This is a genomic window from Pseudomonas sp. WS 5411 (assembly GCF_012985595.1).
GTDB lineage: Bacteria > Pseudomonadota > Gammaproteobacteria > Pseudomonadales > Pseudomonadaceae > Aquipseudomonas > Aquipseudomonas shahriarae.
On sequence record NZ_JAARMC010000021.1, the window covers coordinates 12,850 to 29,434 of the forward strand.

General features: G+C 59.3%; 14 protein-coding genes. 9 read left to right on the plus strand and 5 right to left on the minus strand.

All coding sequences use genetic code 11. From position 1 onward, the window contains the following. Positions 1-97 precede the first annotated feature (97 nt). Positions 98-2,932, minus strand: coding sequence for an FAD-binding and (Fe-S)-binding domain-containing protein (locus HBR93_RS21520; RefSeq protein ID WP_057960665.1), 2,835 nt, complete (start codon positions 2,930-2,932; stop codon positions 98-100). A 126-nt stretch (positions 2,933-3,058) separates the two neighbouring features. Then, positions 3,059-4,753, minus strand: coding sequence for a lactate permease LctP family transporter (locus tag HBR93_RS21525; protein WP_057440181.1), 1,695 nt, complete (start codon positions 4,751-4,753; stop codon positions 3,059-3,061). A gap of 259 nt (positions 4,754-5,012) precedes the next feature. On the opposite strand from HBR93_RS21525, the gene HBR93_RS21530 reads away from it, so the two are divergent. After that, positions 5,013-5,780, plus strand: coding sequence for an FCD domain-containing protein (locus HBR93_RS21530; protein WP_057440180.1), 768 nt, complete (start codon positions 5,013-5,015; stop codon positions 5,778-5,780). 66 nt (positions 5,781-5,846) lie between these two features. Here HBR93_RS21530 and smpB read toward each other — a convergent pair whose 3' ends face one another. Further along, complete coding sequence (smpB, locus tag HBR93_RS21535; RefSeq protein ID WP_029299012.1) at positions 5,847-6,329, minus strand: SsrA-binding protein SmpB; 483 nt, start codon at positions 6,327-6,329, stop codon at positions 5,847-5,849. A 168-nt stretch (positions 6,330-6,497) separates the two neighbouring features. Between smpB and HBR93_RS21540 the strand changes: the two genes are divergently transcribed. Both HBR93_RS21540 and HBR93_RS21545 read left to right on the plus strand, forming a co-directional pair. Continuing rightward, on the plus strand, positions 6,498-6,932 hold the full coding sequence (locus tag HBR93_RS21540) for a type II toxin-antitoxin system RatA family toxin (RefSeq protein ID WP_057440179.1): 435 nt from the start codon (positions 6,498-6,500) through the stop codon (positions 6,930-6,932). Further along, positions 6,925-7,239, plus strand: a complete 315-nt coding sequence (locus tag HBR93_RS21545; protein ID WP_057440178.1) for an RnfH family protein — start codon at positions 6,925-6,927, stop codon at positions 7,237-7,239. The genes HBR93_RS21540 and HBR93_RS21545 overlap by 8 nt, the downstream gene beginning before the upstream one ends. 61 nt (positions 7,240-7,300) lie before the next feature. On the opposite strand, the gene HBR93_RS21550 is transcribed toward HBR93_RS21545, so the two are convergent. After that, positions 7,301-7,828, minus strand: coding sequence for an outer membrane protein assembly factor BamE (locus HBR93_RS21550; protein ID WP_057960664.1), 528 nt, complete (start codon positions 7,826-7,828; stop codon positions 7,301-7,303). 98 nt (positions 7,829-7,926) lie between these two features. On the opposite strand from HBR93_RS21550, the gene fur reads away from it, so the two are divergent. Continuing rightward, the gene (fur, locus tag HBR93_RS21555; protein WP_010562662.1) at positions 7,927-8,331 is read left to right on the plus strand and encodes a ferric iron uptake transcriptional regulator; all 405 of its coding nucleotides are present in this window, start codon (positions 7,927-7,929) and stop codon (positions 8,329-8,331) included. 96 nt (positions 8,332-8,427) lie between these two features. Here the strand turns inward: fur and recN are convergent, their stop codons facing one another. Beyond that, positions 8,428-10,101 carry a DNA repair protein RecN gene (recN, locus tag HBR93_RS21560; RefSeq protein WP_128593140.1) on the minus strand — a complete coding sequence of 558 codons (1,674 nt, stop codon included), beginning with the start codon at positions 10,099-10,101 and terminating at the stop codon, positions 8,428-8,430. 232 nt (positions 10,102-10,333) lie between these two features. Between recN and grpE the strand changes: the two genes are divergently transcribed. The 5 genes from grpE to carA all read left to right on the plus strand — a co-directional run bounded on the left by grpE (position 10,334) and on the right by carA (position 16,583). Continuing rightward, positions 10,334-10,903, plus strand: a complete 570-nt coding sequence (grpE, locus tag HBR93_RS21565; RefSeq protein WP_038445951.1) for a nucleotide exchange factor GrpE — start codon at positions 10,334-10,336, stop codon at positions 10,901-10,903. 103 nt (positions 10,904-11,006) lie between these two features. Beyond that, positions 11,007-12,929, plus strand: a complete 1,923-nt coding sequence (gene dnaK, locus HBR93_RS21570; RefSeq protein ID WP_169961049.1) for a molecular chaperone DnaK — start codon at positions 11,007-11,009, stop codon at positions 12,927-12,929. A gap of 316 nt (positions 12,930-13,245) precedes the next feature. Next, on the plus strand, positions 13,246-14,370 hold the full coding sequence (dnaJ, locus tag HBR93_RS21575) for a molecular chaperone DnaJ (RefSeq protein ID WP_057440175.1): 1,125 nt from the start codon (positions 13,246-13,248) through the stop codon (positions 14,368-14,370). 10 nt (positions 14,371-14,380) lie between these two features. Further along, entirely contained in the window at positions 14,381-15,187 is an 807-nt protein-coding gene (gene dapB, locus HBR93_RS21580; protein ID WP_057440174.1) for a 4-hydroxy-tetrahydrodipicolinate reductase, read from the plus strand. Positions 15,188-15,446: 259 nt separating this feature from the next. Further along, positions 15,447-16,583 carry a glutamine-hydrolyzing carbamoyl-phosphate synthase small subunit gene (carA, locus tag HBR93_RS21585; RefSeq protein WP_057440173.1) on the plus strand — a complete coding sequence of 379 codons (1,137 nt, stop codon included), beginning with the start codon at positions 15,447-15,449 and terminating at the stop codon, positions 16,581-16,583. Positions 16,584-16,585: the final 2 nt, after the last annotated feature.

The window sequence follows — 16,585 nt, forward strand, 5'->3', positions numbered from 1 at the left end:
ATCTCCTTGTGCAAAGAGGTCTCGATGCTGCGCGGTACGTGCGGGCAGTCGGCGAGGTCATGGGTCGGCCCCGGTTGCCCGGGGCTTAAGCAAGTGACTACGCCAGTTCGCAGGGGTTCGTTTTTATTGCGCGGGCCTGGGTCACCCGGTCAACCAGGTAGACCAGGCCGTGGTAATCAATCCCACCGTGCTGGGTCAGACCGATCTCACAGGTGCGGCTGGTGGAGATGCCTTCGCTGCAGTACTGCACGGCGTCCTTGAGGGAGCGCAGGGAGTGGGCGTTGAGCTCCGGCGTGGTGAAGCCTTTGTCGCCGGCAAACCCGCAGCAGTGAATGCCTTCGGGGATTACCACGTTGTTGCTGCAACGCCGGGCCAGGTCGATCAGGGCCTGGCTTTCGCCCAGGTGCTGGGTGCTGCAGGTCACATGCACGGCAATCGGTGCATCCTGGGGTGTGAAGTCCAGGCGGTCCATCAGGTGGGTGCGGATGAACCGGACCGGGTCGTAGAGGTCCAGGCGCGTTTGCCCCAGGTCCTGGACCAGGCGCAGGGTGCAGGGGCTGGTGTCGCAGTAGATCGGGTCGAGACCGCCACGGCTGGCGTGGAGCAGGGCGCCGATCAGTTCCTGGCGTTTGTGTTCGGCCTGTTCGGCGTAGCCTTTGGAGGCGAAGGGCTGGCCGCAGCAGAGGCTGTCCGGGTTGTCCGGGATGACCACCTGGTAACCGGCTTTTTCCAGCAGGCCGCGGGTTTTGTCGTACAGCGACATTTGCTCTTTGTCCCCGGCCGCCGGCCCCATTGCCCGCGATACACAGGCCGCGAGGTAGACCACCCGTGGGCGTTCATCGTTGACGGCGGGGCTGAAGCGGATGGCTTTTTCCGGCTGTGGCATGGCGCTGGTCCACTGCGGGATTTGCCCCTTGGACAGCTTGGTCATGGAGGCCGAGAGTTTCGCCAGGCGTGGCGCGCCCAGTAGCATGCGGGCGCCGTTGGCCACATGCAGGGTGAAGCGTGCGCCTTGCAGTGCGGTGGAGAAGTGGCTGGCCAGCCACTCGGCGGTTTTCGTACTGCCTGCTTCACGGCTGCGCAGTTTTTTCACCAGGTCGCCGGTATTGATGCCTACCGGGCAGCGCTGGGCGCACAGCCCGGTGGCGGCACAGGTGTCGATGCCTTGATAGTGATACGCCGCTTCCAGTTCGGTGGTGTCGATGCCGGCGCGTTTGCGCGCCTGGATGTCACGCCAGATCACGATGCGTTGGCGCGGGCTCAGGGTCAGGCCCTTGGAGGGGCATACCGGTTCGCAGAAGCCGCACTCGATGCACTTATCCACAATCTCGTCGGCGGCGGGCAGGGGTTTGAGGTTTTTAAGGTGGATTTGCGGATCTTCGCTGAGCACCACGTCCGGGTTGAGAATGCCGTTGGGGTCGAGCAGGCGCTTGAGTTGCCACATCAACTGATAGGCATCGCTGCCCCATTCTAGTTCGACGAAGGGCGCCATATTGCGCCCGGTGCCGTGCTCGGCTTTCAGCGAACCGCCGAACTCCACGGCCACCAGTTGTGCCACATCATCCATGAACGCTTGATAGCGTGTGACTTCTTCGGCGCTGTTGAAGCCTTGGGTGAACACAAAGTGCAGATTGCCTTCCAGGGCGTGTCCGAAAAGGATGGCTTCGTCGTAGTGATGTTTGTCGAACAGCTCGATCAAGCGGTTCACACCAATGGCCAGTTGCTCCACCGGGAAGGTCACGTCTTCGATGATTACCGTGGTGCCGGTCTTGCGTACGGCGCCGACGGCGGGGAAGGTGTCCTTGCGGATCGCCCACAGGCGCGCGTTTTCCAGCGGGTCTTCGGTGAAGTCGACTTGCTTCTCGACCGGGAAGTCGGCCAGCGAGGCCATGATCAGCGCCAGTTGTTCGTGGAGCAGCGAGGACGAGGCGGCGCGGGATTCGATCAATAGCGCGCAGGCACTTTCCGATAGTTGTTGTACGAAAGCGGGCATGCCGGGTTTGTCCTGCACCGAGCGCATGCTGCGTCGGTCCAGCAGCTCAACCGCTGACACCGGCTGGGTTTTCAGCACGGTTACGGCGTTGCAGCAGGTTTCTACATCCGGGAATACGATCAGCGCCGAAGCTTTGTTCGGGTGATCAATGACGGTGTCGTAGGTCACTGCGCTGATAAAGCCCAGGGTGCCTTCGGAACCCACCAGCAGGTGGCTGAGAATATCCAGTGGCTCGTCGAAATCCACCAGGGCATTAAGTGACAGCCCGGTGGTGTTTTTCAGACGGTATTTATGGCGAATTTTTGCCGCCAATTCGGGATTGGCCCGGGTCTCGCGGCCCAGGGTGGCCAGGCGCTCAAGCAACTGGCTGTGTTGTTGGCGGAATGCCGCGACGCTGGTGGCGTCCTCGGTATCGAGGCGGCTGCCGTCGGCCAGCACCAGGCGAATCCCGGCCAGGGTGTGGTAGGTGTTCTGGGCGGTGCCGCAGCACATGCCGCTGGCATTGTTGGCGACAATCCCACCGATCTTGCAGGCGTTGATTGACGCCGGATCCGGACCGATCTTACGCCCGAACGGCGCAAGCCAGGCGTTGGCCTGGGCCCCAATGACGCCGGGCTGCAGGCGGATTTGCGTACCTTGGCCACGAATCTCACGCCCGTTCCAGTTATCGCCGAGCACGATCAGCACCGAATCGCTGATGGCCTGACCGGAGAGGCTGGTGCCGGCTGCGCGAAAGGTCACTGGTACGCGGTCACGTTGCGCCAGTTGCAGCAACTCGACCACTTCATCTTCCGATTCGACGCGCACCACCAGTTGTGGGATCAGTCGGTAAAAACTGGCGTCGGTGCCGAAAGCCAGGGTGGAAAGAGGATCGTCGAAGCGTCGATCTTTCGGGATCAGTCGTGCGACGGCATCCAGGAACGCGATGGGCAGACTCATGGGGCCTCCAGGATCAGCAGCACCCAGTCTGGGGAGCCTTGGCGCCACGGTCCTGCAGACTGGGTTGTGAATAGCTGACGCCGCAAAGCGGTTGCGGCGTCGGTTCTTACGGTATTGCCTGTGGTCTTAATGCACCAGCATGCCGGTGAACCAGTACGCCTGGGCGTAGGTGATCAGGCCGACAATCGTGGCGAAAAACAGGCTGTGCTTGAGGGTAAAGCGGAACAGGTCGGATTCCTTGCCGACCAGGCCGGTCGCGGCACAGGCCACGGCGATCGACTGTGGCGAGATCATCTTGCCGGTTACGCCGCCACTGGTGTTTGCCGCTACCAGCAGGGTGTCGCTGACGCCGATCTGGTGTGCGGTGGTGGCTTGCAGGGAGCTGAACAGGGCGTTGGACGAGGTATCGGAACCCGTGAGGAACACACCCAGCCAGCCGAGGAACGGCGAGAAGAACGGGAATGCCGCGCCGGTGCCAGCCAGTACCAGAGCCATGGTCGAAGACATGCCGGAGTAGTTGGTCACGAATGCGAACGCCAGCACCATGCCGATGGACAGGATCGGCCAGCGCAACTCGTAGAAGGTCTCTTTCAAAGTGGTCAGACCAGTTTTGAAATTGATCTTCAGCACCAGCATGGAGATCAGTGCGGAGAAGAAAATCGCCGTGCCGGTGGCGGAAATCGGGTCCAGCTTGAACACTGCTGGAATAGCCGTCGCGTTGGTGACGATGGGTGCAACCTTGATCACCATCTGGTCCAGGTGCGGAATCGCAAAGTTGAACACCCAGCTGTACATCGAGCCGCCGGCGGCGAACATCGCCTTGAACGGCTTGAGGGTCCAGATGGTCACCAGCACGGTCAGGATCAGGAACGGCGACCAGGCTTTGAAAATCTCCATCAGGCTGTAAGGCGAAGCCACGGAAGTGCGCGGCTGGCCGAAACCGCCGACGCTGCCGGTAACCGAAACGCTGGAGGTGGCGCCAGCAATCTGTGCGCCCGCTGTACGCTTGGGCTGCCAGACTTTCAGGAACAGGGTCAGGGAGATCAGGCTGGCCAGGGCCGAGGTGATATCCGGCAGTTCCGGGCCGATGAAGTTGGAGGTGAAGTACTGGGTGATGGCAAAGCTCAAGCCGGCCACCAATGCCGCAGGCCAGGTTTCCTTGACGCCGCGCAGGCCGTCCATCATGAACACCAGCCAGAACGGCACGAACAGCGACAGCAGCGGCAGCTGGCGACCGGTCATGGCGCCGATCTTGAAGGCGTCGATGCCGGTGACCTGGCCGGCCACGATGATCGGGATCCCCAGGGCGCCGAACGCTACTGGCGCGGTGTTGGCAATCAGGCACAGGCCGGCGGCGTACAGTGGGTTGAACCCCAGGCCGACCAGCAGCGCGGCCGTAATCGCCACGGGTGCGCCGAAACCGGCGGCACCTTCCAGGAATGCGCCGAAGCAGAAGCCGATCAGCAGCACTTGCAGGCGCTGGTCATCGGTAATCGACAGCACCGAGCTGCGGATCACTTCGAACTGGCCACTCTTGACCGTCAGTTTGTAGAGGAATACCGCGGCGACGATGATCCAGGCGATTGGCCACAGGCCGTAGGCAAAGCCATAACCGGCAGCGGCGAATGCCATATCGACCGGCATCTGGAAGGCAAATATCGCCACCAGGATCGACAGCGCCAGGGTGATGCTCCCGGCAACATGGCCTTTAAGGCGAAACACCGCCAGGGCCAGGAAGAAAAATATGATCGGGATAACGGCGGCCAGTGCGGACAGGCCAAGGCTGCCGAGTGGGCTGTAGAGCTGTTGCCAGGTTTGCATATGGGGTGGCCCCTAATTGTTGTTGGTCATGCATGCTCAGCTGATTTGGGTAATTGGTAAGACCAATTTACAATCGCTGTGGGCTAGGTTAAGAGCCTTCGGGGTGGCGTGTCAATTTGCCGCTTGAGAAACTTTGGTCGTATGTCGGCGGGGCGGGGTCTGATCGGTGCAATCAAAGGGGTTCTGATAGGTGCCGACGCCGGCGCAATAGGCCAGAATAGAGGGCCCGGCGAGTGGCCGGGATCGTGGAGAGTCAGTTATGGCGTTTGATCAGGTGCGTCAGCGCCGTTTGTCCGACGATATTGTCGAGCAGCTTGAGGGGATGATCCTTGAGGGCACGTTGAAGTCGGGTGAGCGATTGCCAGCCGAGCGCGCACTGGCTGAACAGTTCGGTGTGTCGCGTCCGTCATTGCGCGAGGCGATCCAGAAGCTGGCGGCCAAGGGGCTGCTGGTCAGTCGCCAGGGCGGCGGCAATTATGTGGTGGAGACGCTGGGTTCAACCTTCAGCGATCCATTGTTGCATCTGCTGGAAAGCAACCCCGAAGCCCAGCGTGATCTGTTGGAATTTCGTCAGACGCTTGAAGCGTCTTGCGCTTATTACGCCGCCTTGCGTGCCACGGAAGTGGATCGCGAACGGCTGACTGCCGCCTTTGACGCCTTGCAGGATTGCTATGCGCGGGATGATGAGGTGAGTCGCATTGAGGAGGGCGCAGCCGACGCCAGGTTTCACTTGGCTATCGCCGAAGCCAGCCATAACGCGGTATTGCTGCACACCATCCGGGGCTTGTTTGATTTGCTCAAGCGCAACGTGGTGACCAATATCGGCGGCATGTACCAGCAACGCACCGAAACCCGGGATATGCTGATCAACCAGCATCGGGATTTGTATCTGGCGATTATCGAGGGGCGGGCGGAACAGGCGCGCGAGGTCTCAACACGTCACCTGCTGTATGTGCAGGAAGTGTTGGAAGAGGTGCGTCAGGAAGTGCAGCGCATGGCTCGGGCAGAGCGGCGCAAGGGGATATAGCCTGCAATTGCGGCGCAGGGAGCAGGCTCCCTGGCCACATCGGCTCGCTTCAAGAGGCGGGGAAGATCAGTCTTCCTTGCCCTTGTTGCGTACGGCGCGCTGCAATTCCCGATTGGAGTCGCGTTCGCGCTCGGTATCACGCTTGTCGTATTCCTTCTTGCCCTTGCCCAGTGCGATCTCGCACTTGACCAGGTGCTTGCTCCAGTACCACGACAGGCAGACGCAGGCATAACCCTTCTGCTGGACCGCAGCAGCGAGCTTTTCCAGTTCGCGGGCATTGAGCAGCAGCTTGCGTGTACGCACCGGGTCGGCAATGACGTGGGTACTGGCGGTCATCAACGGCGTGATATGACTGCCGAGCAGCCAGGCCTCGCCATCCTTGAGCAGCACGTAACTGTCGACCAGTTGCAACTTGCTGGCGCGCAGACTTTTTACTTCCCAGCCGGCCAGGACCAGACCAGCCTCGAACCGATGTTCGATGAAGTAATCGTGTCGCGCCTTTTTGTTCTGCGCGATGGTCCCTGTTGGGTGTTTCTTTTGTTTAGCCATAGGGGCGGCATTATAGGCAGTTGCGAGCGTGTCGGCTACGGTCAACCTGCGTGCTTGAGCGTGTTGGATGAATCCCGGACAATACCGCCAGTTTTCTGGTTTTTTTCTCTCGCGAATCGGGCAGTCTTTTCGCGATGTTTGCCGCTCAGCTTCGGAAATAACGCTCCCATGACGACGCATATTCAACGCTCGGCCCTGCTGCCTTACCCGGCGCAAGCGCTCTATGACCTGGTCAATGACGTGGCGAGCTACCCGGATTTCCTGCCCTGGTGCTCCTCATCCACGGTGCTGGAGAGCAGCGATGAGCATATGCGCGCGAGCCTGGAGGTATCCAAGGGCGGGCTTGGTCAGAAGTTTGTGACGAGTAATGTACTGGTTCCCGGTCAGTCGATTGAGATGAATCTGGAAGAAGGGCCGTTCACTCAACTGCACGGCGTCTGGGTGTTCAAGCCGCTGGGGGAGAAGGCCTGCAAGATCAGCCTGGACCTGACGTTTGATTACGCGGGCTCCATTGTGCGGGCGACCTTGGGGCCGCTGTTCAATCAGGCGGCGAATACCCTGGTGGATGCGTTTTGCCAGCGGGCCAAGCAACTGCATGGCTGAGTCGTTGATCGAAATTGAGGTGGTCTACGCTGCGGTAGACCGGCAACGGTTGTTGAGCCTGGCGGTTGCGCCGGGTACGAGCCTGAGGGCTGCGGTGCTGGCGTCGGGCATTGCGGCACAGTTTCCCGAGCTGGATATCGCCGCTTGCCCCTTGGGGATTTTCGGCAAGGTTGTGGCGGACGCTGAAACCCGTAATGTCCAGGTTGGCGATCGCATCGAGATTTATCGCCCCTTGCTGGCGGATCCCAAAGAGGTCAGGCGCTTGCGAGCAGCTAAAGCGGCTGAAGCCCGGCGGCAAAATCCATAACCTGTGAAATAGCAGGCAACAAAAAGCCCGGCATGCCGGGCTTTTTGTTGAGCGATACAAATTATTGCGGGGCTGTATCCAGAGGTTCTGGCGTTGGCACCGGAACGGTTTCCACGCTGTCGATGTCTTTCTGGATGGTATCCAGCAAGGAGCCAGGCTTGGCCGGCACCTCGGACTTGGGTTTTTCAGCATTCTGCGCTGGCGCAGTGACGCTGGTCCCGCTGTCCTTGCCCAACAGGGCTTCATCACGGCTTACGCCGGGCATGAAGTCACCGGAAAGGCTGACCAGTTGGTCGTTGCCATTAAAGATGACACTGACGCGCTCCTGTTGGCGCTCTCCGCCTCCAGGCTGCAGGCTATAGAGATAATCCCAGCGATCGGCATGGAATGTGTCGGTCAGCAGGGGATTGCCCATAATAAACCGTACTTGCCGTCGGGTCATTCCCGGGCGTAACTGGTCTATCATGTCCTGCGTGACGACATTGCCCTGCTGGATGTCGATTTTGTAAACCCCGGGGAATGAACAACCGGCGAGTGCGAGCAGTCCCACAAGGGTGAAACTGGTTAGCAAGAGCTTGGTGTTTTGCATCGGTGGGCGACTTCCACTATCTTGGCTGGGACAACGTAAACGCCGATCATACCCGTATTAAGAGAAGCTGCGAAGCAGCATCCGCGAGAAAGCTAACCATGGTTGAAAATAGCGAACTACGCAAAGCCGGTCTTAAAGTGACTCTGCCACGAGTCAAGATTCTACAAATGCTCGATTCCGCCGAGCAGCGCCACATGAGTGCCGAGGATGTTTACAAGGCGCTGATGGAGTCTAACGAGGACGTCGGCCTGGCCACGGTTTACCGTGTACTGACCCAGTTCGAAGCCGCAGGGCTGGTGGTTCGTCATAATTTCGACGGCGGTCATGCGGTGTTTGAATTGGCTGACGGTGGTCATCACGACCACATGGTTGACCTGGATACCAATGAGGTTATTGAGTTCACCAGCCCGGCAATCGAAAAGCTTCAGCACGAAATCGCTGAGGAGCATGGATTCGATTTGGTTGACCACAATCTTGTGTTGTACATCCGTAAGAAAAAGTAAAAAAGCGCTGCAGATTCGCTCTGCGCAACGATCGAAGGCGACCCTAGGGTCGCCTTCATGCTATCTGCCGCCAGAGAAAATCCGAAAAAAAAGGATTCAAACCTTCGCCGTTACCACCATTTTCTTCGCGTGGGCCAGGGACTCCTTGGTCAGGTCGATGCCGCCAAGCATGCGCGCGACTTCTTCCACCCGTTCGGTCTTGTTCAGCTTGGACACGGCGGTATGTGTCGCGTCGCTGCCCCGTACCTTGTGCACAAATAGATGCTGATGCCCTTGGGCTGCAACTTGTGGCAAGTGGGTAACGGTCAGCACTTGTCCGCGCTCCCCCAGGCGGCGCAGCAATTGGCCGACAATTTCAGCGGTCGGCCCGCCAATCCCCACATCCACTTCGTCGAAGACCAGGGTCGGTACGCGCGAGGTCTGGGCGGTAATAACCTGGATTGCCAGGCTGATCCGTGACAGTTCACCGCCGGAGGCGACTTTGGCCAGAGCCTTCAGGGGTTGGCCCGGGTTGGCGCTTACCAGCAATTCGACCTGTTCCAGGCCATTGGGCTGTAGTTCGTTGCCACTGTTGGCGTGCAACTCGATGGTGAAGCGTCCACCCGGCATGCCCAGGCGTTGGATCTCCTGCTCAACGGCGCAGGCCAGTCCGGTTGCGGCCTGGTGCCGCAGGTCGCTCAGTTCCCGGGCCTTTTCCTGGTAATGACGGGCAAAGGAAGCCAGTTCATCGCCCAGGCGCTCGATGGATTCATCATTGGCATTCAGGGTTTCGATCTCGTCCAGCAGCTTTTGCTGCATGGCCGCCACTTCGGTCGGCTGGATCCGATGTTTGCGCGCCAGGGTATAAATAGTGTCGAGGCGCTCTTCGATCTCTTGCAGGCGGGCCGGGTCAGCATCGAAGTGGTCAAGGAAGCGGTTCAGTTCACCAACGGCCTCTTCGACCTGGATCTGCGCACTGGTCAGCAGGGTGGTGGCTTCATTCAGGGAGCCAGAGCCACTGTTTACGCTCGACAGGCGGTTAAGGCTTGCCGTCAGTGCGTTCAGTACATTGCCTGAGTCACTTTCGCTGCATTGCTCGACAACCTGGCGGCAGATGCCCAGCAGGGTTTCGGCATTGGTCAGGTTCTTGTGCTCCTGCTCCAGCTGTTCCAGCTCGGTTTCGCCCAGGCCCAGGCTTTCCAGTTCTTCCAACTGATAGCTGAGGAGTTGGTGGCGGGCGCGTTGCTCGTCGCCGGAATTGGACAGGCGCTCCAGTTCCAGGCGGGTCTGGCGCCAGCGTTGTGCGGCCAATTGCACCTGGCGGGCGAGGTCGGTGGCGCCGGCGTATTCATCCAGCAGTCGGCGATGGGTATCGGTTTTCAGCAGGGATTGATGTTCGTGCTGACTGTGGATGTCGATCAGCAGCTCACCGAGGGCCTTCAGGTCGCCGAGGGGGCAGGGCGTGCCATTGATGTAGCCCCGCGAGCGGCCTTCGGCGGTAATCACCCGGCGCAGAATGCACGGGCTATCGCTGTCAAGGTCGCGCTCGGCCAGCCAGGCGCTGGCTTCCGGAATATCTGCCAGGTCAAAGGTCGCCAGAATATCGGCCTTGTCTGCGCCGGGGCGAACCACGCCGCTGTCGGCGCGATCACCCAGGGTCAGGCCCAGGGCGTCGAGCATGATCGACTTGCCGGCGCCGGTTTCGCCTGTGATTACGCTCATCCCGCGATCCAGTTCAAGATCCAGATGCTCAACGATGGCGTAGTTATGTACGGACAGGTGAACCAGCATAGTGGCCGCTCCCAGGCTTTAGGTATGGTTATTTATACAGTGTTTTGTTTGGCGCTGACAATCCTGCGACTTAGCTCAATTTGCTTGGATAAAGGTTTTTTTTAGCTCTATGTGGAATGTGCGGGAAAGTGTGAGTCGGGGTATGTCCGCCCTTGAACCTGGAAATTGTGGCCCCATATACCGGAACAGAAGCGCGAGTTGAGTTCGCGCAGGATTTCGAAAGGAGAAAACTATGGCTGACGAACAGACGCTGGATACGCAAAACCCAGACGCCAACCAGGCCTCGCAGGCAGCGGGTGAAGACCTGGCGGCTCGTGTGCAAGTGCTCGAAGAGCAACTGGCAGGCGCTCAGGATCAGGCTTTGCGTGTTGCTGCCGATCTGCAGAACGTCCGCCGCCGCGCCGAGCAGGATGTAGAGAAAGCCCACAAGTTTGCGCTGGAGAAGTTTGCCGGTGATCTGTTGCCGATCATCGACAGCCTGGAGCGTGGCCTGGAGCTGTCCAGTCCGGACGACGAAAACATCCGTGCCATGCGCGAAGGGATCGAACTGACTCTGAAAATGTTCCAGGACACCCTGAAGCGTTATCAGCTGGAAGCAATCGATCCGCAAGGCGGCGAGCCGTTCAACGCGGAGCATCACCAGGCCATGGCCATGCAGGAAAATGCTGACCTTGAGCCTAACAGCGTGTTGAAGGTGTTCCAGAAGGGCTACCAGCTCAATGGTCGCCTGTTGCGCCCGGCGATGGTGGTGGTGAGCAAGGCTCCCGCACCGGTTTCGCCGTCGATTGACGAGCAGGCTTGAAATCGTTCGTAACGACCCCATTTATAAGTCAAGCGTTTAAGTGCTACCGCAGTTAGCCACCACTGCTGCGGCAACCAAATCCAAAGTTTCGGGAGAGTGAATCATGGGCAAAATTATCGGTATCGACCTGGGGACTACCAACTCCTGCGTCTCCGTGCTGGAAAACGGCGTATCCAAGGTTATTGAAAACGCAGAAGGCGCGCGTACCACTCCGTCCATCGTGGCTTACGCCAACGACGGCGAGATCCTGGTAGGCCAGTCCGCCAAGCGTCAGGCTGTGACCAATCCGCATAACACCCTGTACGCGGTGAAGCGTTTGATCGGTCGTAAGTTCGACGAAGAAGTCGTACAGAAAGACATCAAGATGGTGCCGTACAAAATCGCCAAGGCTGACAACGGTGACGCCTGGGTTGAAGTGAACGGCCAGAAAATGTCGCCACCGCAAATCTCGGCTGAAATCTTGAAAAAGATGAAGAAGACTGCCGAAGACTACCTCGGTGAAGCAGTGACTGAAGCGGTGATTACCGTTCCGGCCTACTTCAACGACAGCCAGCGCCAGGCGACCAAAGACGCCGGCCGCATCGCGGGCCTGGACGTAAAACGTATCATCAACGAACCTACCGCGGCCGCTCTGGCTTACGGCATGGACAAGGCCAAGGGCGACCACACCGTGATCGTTTATGACCTGGGTGGCGGTACTTTCGACGTTTCCGTGATCGAAATCGCTGAAGTCGATGGCGAGCACCAGTTCGAAGTGTTGGCGACCAACGGTGACACGTTCCTGGGTGGTGAAGACTTTGACATTCGTCTGATCGACTACCTCGTTGACGAATTCAAGAAAGAAAGCGGCATGAACCTCAAAGGTGACCCGCTGGCGATGCAGCGCCTGAAAGAAGCTGCTGAAAAAGCCAAGATCGAACTGTCTTCGAGCAATTCGACCGACGTGAACCTGCCGTACATCACTGCAGACGCCACCGGTCCTAAGCACTTGAACGTGAAGATCTCGCGCGCCAAGCTGGAATCGCTGGTTGAAGACCTGGTTCAGCGCACTATCGAACCTTGCCGCATCGCCCTGAAAGATTCGGGTATCGACGTTGGTTCGATCAACGACGTGATCCTGGTTGGCGGTCAGACCCGTATGCCGCTGGTACAGCAGAAGGTCACCGAGTTCTTCGGTAAAGAAGCACGTAAAGACGTGAACCCGGACGAAGCTGTTGCCATGGGTGCTGCCATCCAGGGTGCGGTACTGGCCGGCGACGTGAAAGACGTGCTGCTGCTGGACGTCAGCCCGCTGACTCTGGGTATCGAAACCATGGGCGGCGTGATGACCGCGCTGATCGAGAAAAACACCACGATTCCTACCAAGAAATCGCAAGTGTTCTCGACTGCCGATGACAACCAGGGCGCCGTGACCATTCACGTGCTGCAAGGTGAGCGTAAGCAGGCTGCACAGAACAAGTCCCTGGGCAAGTTCGACCTGGCCGAGATTCCACCCGCTCCACGTGGCGTGCCACAAATTGAAGTGACCTTCGACATCGACGCCAACGGCATTCTGCACGTAGGCGCCAAGGACAAGGCTACTGGCAAGACTCAGTCGATCGTGATCAAGGCCAACTCCGGTCTGTCCGAGGAAGAAATTCAGCAGATGATCAACGATGCTGAAAAGAACGCCGAGGAAGATCGCAAGTTCGAAGAACTGGCCGCTGCCCGCAACCAGGGTGATGCACTGGTTCACTCGACTCGCAAAATGATCGCGGATGCTGGCGACAAAGTGACTGCTGAAGAGAAGACCGTAATCGAAGCCGCCGTGGTTGCCCTGGAAGCCGCTGTTAAAGGCGACGACAAGGCCACCATCGAAGCCAAGGTTGAGGAGCTGTCGAAAGTCTCCGCGCCGGTCGCTCAGAAGATGTACGCCGAGCAGGCTCCGCAAGGTGACGGTGCTGCGCAACAGGCAGAACCTGAAGCCAAGCACGACGACGTTGTCGATGCCGAGTTCGAAGAAGTAAAAGAAGACCAGAAGAAGTAACTTGGTCGCCCGGTTGACCGCTATCAAGCGGTGACTGGTAGGATGTCGCCGCGCGGGAGCTTGCTCCCGCGTTGGCGTGTCTGGGGTACGCGAATTTTTACAGCATGCGACAAGGTTCGGATGTTGGCGGTGTGATCGGGAATGCTCCTGCTTTGCGATCGACAGGCACCGCGTTTTTGGCTGGGTCTCGGCTGAAAGCAGTAAAGACCAGGATCGTTGAATTTGACGTGAGTTGGGTCCGGGCCTGTATTGGGGCTCAACGAGTTTGGCAGGCTCAGGAGGGTTTTGCCGGACGTCCTTAAGAGTGCAAAGACTTATGGCAAAGCGTGACTATTACGAAGTATTGGGTGTGGAGCGCGGTTCCAGCGAGGCGGACCTGAAGAAGGCTTACCGTCGCCTGGCGATGAAGCACCACCCGGACCGTAATCCGGATAACAAAGAATCCGAAGAATTGTTTAAAGAGGCCAATGAGGCCTACGAATGCCTGTGTGATCCGAACAAGCGTGCAGCCTACGACCAGTATGGCCATGCCGGTGTCGATCCAAGCATGGGCGGCGGCGGGGCTGGCTTTGGCGGGCAGAACTTCTCCGATATCTTCGGCGATGTATTCAGCGACTTCTTCGGCGGCGGTCGTGGTGGTCAGCGTGGCGGTGCCCAGCGTGGCAGCGACTTGCGCTACACCCTGGAACTGAATCTGGAAGAGGCCGTACGCGGCACCAGCGTCAATATCCGCGTGCCGACGCTGGTCAATTGCAAGCCGTGTGACGGTTCGGGCGCCAAGAAAGGCTCCTCGCCGATCACCTGCCCGACCTGTGGCGGTATTGGCCAGGTGCGCATGCAGCAGGGTTTCTTCTCGGTGCAGCAAACCTGCCCGCGCTGCCATGGCCAGGGCAAGATCATTTCCGATCCGTGCGATTCCTGCCACGGCGAAGGACGCGTCGAAGAGTACAAGACCCTGTCGGTGAAAGTGCCGGCGGGTGTTGATACTGGCGACCGCATCCGTTTGTCGGGCGAGGGCGAGGCGGGCGCGCAGGGTGGTCCGACGGGCGACCTGTACGTGGTGATCAATGTGCGCGAGCACGCGATCTTCCAGCGTGACGGCAAGCACCTGTTCTGCGAAGTGCCGATCAGTTTTGTCGATGCGGCCCTGGGTGGCGAGCTGGAGATTCCGACCCTCGAAGGGCGGGTCAAGCTGAAGATCCCCGAGGGGACTCAGACCGGCAAGCAGTTCCGGATCCGTGGCAAAGGTGTAGCGCCGGTGCGCGGTGGTGGTGCGGGTGACTTGATGTGCCGTGTGGCTGTCGAGACGCCGGTCAACCTGGATCGTCGTCAGCGTGAGTTGCTCGAAGAGCTGCGCGGTTCGCTGGCCGGTGATGGCTCCCATTCGCCCAAGACCGCTGGCTGGTTCGAAGGCGTGAAGCGCTTCTTCGGCGACCTGTAAGGACGTGGATATGCGACGTATAGCAGTGATGGGCGCCGCCGGGCGCATGGGCAAGAATCTGGTGGAGGCGGTGCAGCAGCGCTCGCCTCTGTCGGGGCTGACTGCGGCGATCGTACGCCCCGGCAGTACGCTGATAGGCGCCGATGTTGGCGAGCTGGCCTCCCTGGGGCGGATCGGTGTGTCATTGTCCGGCAGCCTGGAGCAGGTGGCTGATGAGTTCGATGTATTGATCGACTTCACCCTGCCCGAAGTGATGCTGAAAAACCTGGCGTTCTGCCGCAAGGCGGGCAAAGCCATGGTTATCGGTACCACGGGCCTGAATGCCGAGCAAAAGCAATTGCTCGTCGCGGCAGGCAAGGACATTCCTATCGTGTTTGCCGCCAACTTCAGTGTGGGCGTCAACCTGTCGCTGAAGTTGCTCGACATGGCGGCAAGGGTGTTGGGTGATGACGCGGATATCGAGATCATCGAGGCGCATCACCGGCACAAGGTCGATGCGCCATCGGGCACTGCCATGCGCATGGGCGAAGTGATTGCCGATGCCTTGGGGCGTGATCTGTCGAAGGTCGCAGTATATGGTCGCGAAGGTCATACCGGGGCGCGCGAGCGTGAAACCATTGGCTTTGCCACCGTGCGCGGTGGTGATGTGGTGGGTGACCATACGGTGCTGTTTGCTGCCGAAGGTGAACGCCTGGAGATTACCCATAAGGCTTCCAGTCGCATGACCTTCGCCAAGGGCGCGGTGCGTGCCGCATTGTGGCTGGAGGGTCGCGAAGCGGGTCTCTACGACATGCAAGACGTGCTGGATCTGCGTTAATCAGTAGCAAAAACGGGCCCGGAGGATTACTCTAGGGCCCCGTTTTTACCCGCTAAGCGACGTCCTGTCGCATTCTCCTGCCTTTTCGGCTCATTAGCGGTGGACCCAAAAAGCCTTTTTCTGTAAGCTACAGCTTTAGTGTGTCCACTAAAAGCGCGCAGAATAATTCAGTGAAGAAGCGGGGTGACGTGTCCATACGTCACTCCGCTTTTTTGCAACCTGCGATCGCCCTTTCAGGCTTTATTTACGGGAGGTCTTCTTGACTAAGCCAGCCATACTCGCCCTTGCTGATGGCAGCATTTTTCGCGGCGAAGCCATTGGAGCCGACGGTCAGACCGTTGGAGAGGTGGTGTTCAACACCGCCATGACCGGCTATCAGGAAATCCTTACCGATCCTTCCTACGCCCAGCAGATCGTTACCCTGACTTATCCACATATCGGCAACACCGGTACTACACCGGAAGACGTCGAGTCTGATCGTGTCTGGTCGGCCGGTCTGGTGATTCGTGACCTGCCACTGGTTGCGAGCAACTGGCGTAACACGATGTCGCTGTCCGATTACCTGAAAGCCAACAATGTTGTGGCGATCGCCGGTATCGATACGCGCCGCCTGACACGCATCCTGCGTGAAAAAGGCTCGCAGAACGGCTGCATCATGGCCGGTGACAATATTTCCGAAGAGGCGGCAATTGCTGCAGCGCAGGGCTTCCCTGGCCTCAAAGGCATGGACCTGGCGAAAGTTGTCAGCACCAAAGAGAAGTACGAGTGGCGCTCCACTGTCTGGGACTTGAAGACCGACAGCCACGCGACCATCGAAGCGGCTGAGCTGCCGTATCACGTCGTGGCCTACGACTACGGCATCAAGTACAACATTCTGCGCATGCTGGTCGAGCGCGGTTGCCGTGTGACCGTGGTCCCGGCCCAGACCCCGGCCAGCGATGTGCTGGCCCTGCAACCGGATGGCGTGTTCCTGTCCAACGGCCCGGGTGACCCTGAGCCATGCGACTACGCGATCAAGGCCATCAAGGAAGTGCTGGACACCGAGATCCCGGTATTCGGTATCTGCCTCGGCCACCAGCTGCTGGCCCTGGCCTCCGGCGCCAAGACCCTGAAAATGGGCCACGGCCATCACGGTGCCAACCACCCGGTACAAGACCTGGACACCGGTGTCGTGATGATCACCAGCCAGAACCACGGTTTTGCGGTGGATGAAGCCACCTTGCCGGCCAACGTGCGTGCCATTCACAAGTCGCTGTTCGACGGTTCCCTGCAGGGTATCGAGCGCACCGACAAGAGCGCGTTCAGCTTCCAGGGCCACCCTGAAGCGAGCCCGGGCCCGAACGACGTAGCGCCGCTGTTCGACCGTTTCATCAATGAGATGGCCAAGCGACGCTGACT